General features: G+C 58.3%; 1 protein-coding gene. It reads right to left on the bottom strand.

The annotated features are described in order from the left end of the window. Positions 1-298: 298 nt before the first annotated feature. The gene (locus BN2503_RS19850; RefSeq protein ID WP_233495142.1) at positions 299-601 is read right to left on the bottom strand and encodes a TolC family protein; all 303 of its coding nucleotides are present in this window, start codon (positions 599-601) and stop codon (positions 299-301) included. Positions 602-1,060: the final 459 nt, after the last annotated feature.

Below are 1,060 nucleotides of genomic sequence, written 5' to 3'. Positions count from 1 at the left end.
CGGGCTTACCTGCCCTGGCTCGCAGTCGATGACCGGCCTTGGTTGTACAGACCGTTTTGTAGGTCGCTGTTTCTGGTTGAGGGCAAGACGGGGCTGACATCTCTGCTGGGAGCGCAACTGCTCTCACGTCTGCGCAACTTGTGACCGGGCCGTATTCGATAAGGTAGGTTCGAGCGCGTCAGCGGATTCATACTCCCAGCCACAACCGAGACTCTCCATTAGCGATGTCGGCTTCGCAGCGGTTGCGGACCTTCACGCTCTGAAGCCGTATGTCCGATCAACGCCAGCAAGCGGACGGTCAGTCCATCGGTCCTCCGACCCCTAAAACGAGCGTACGGAGCAATCTGGCGCTGGAAGGGGAGCGAGGAATCAAATGGTTGTAGCTGAGCTTGTCAGCGGACACCGAAGCATTGGCGCTGACTTGTGGCTTGTTGGCAGCTCCAGCGATTTCCGCCACGGCTTCGGCGCGTTGCAGGCGCGCTGCTGCGGCTGCCAGGTCGGGCGCATCGGCCAGAGCTTCGGCAATCAATGTGTTGAGTTGCGCGTCACCGTAGCCAGTCCACCATTGCTCGACAGGCCATTGAGCCTGAGGGGCTTGCATGGATGCAGCGGCTTGGAAAGCATCGGTCGACTTGGGCGTTGGTTGAGGGCCCAGGTCCGGCAACTGAGCGCAACCTGCCAGCACCAGGGCTGCAGCCAGAGCTGTCATGCGAAGGCGCAGCCGGTACAGGGCTGCAGGGGGCCGCGTGCTAGTTGAGAGCATCGGCACTCCATATTTGAACTGATCGGTTTAGTTTAGTTTTGGTTTGCGGCATATTCAAGCCAAACTGAACCGAGTAGTTCAAAAATAAAGGATTTGACATGCGGGCCAAAACAGAGACAAGGCGCCAAGCCATCCTGGAAGCAGCGGGGCGTGTCCGAATTTTTGTGTAAACGGTTCGGACTTCAATTGACGGAGATGCGGTCTCCGAACTGAATGGTAAATCGGGTCAGCGCGGCCTTCCAATCTCGGATGGGCATGGTCCACTTCTGGCTGATGTTGCGCAGGGCCAGGTAGAAC

Origin of the sequence: Paenacidovorax caeni (genome assembly GCF_001298675.1) — a bacterium.
Classification (GTDB): domain Bacteria; phylum Pseudomonadota; class Gammaproteobacteria; order Burkholderiales; family Burkholderiaceae_C; genus Paenacidovorax; species Paenacidovorax caeni.
The sequence above is the reverse complement of the archived record's forward strand: the minus strand, read 5'-3'. Positions and strand labels throughout refer to the sequence as shown.

Coding starts and splice junctions, on each gene's coding strand:
- BN2503_RS19850 (WP_233495142.1), bottom strand. CDS start 601: ATGCAAGCCCCTCAGGCTCAATGGCCTGTCGAGCAATGGTGGACTGGC.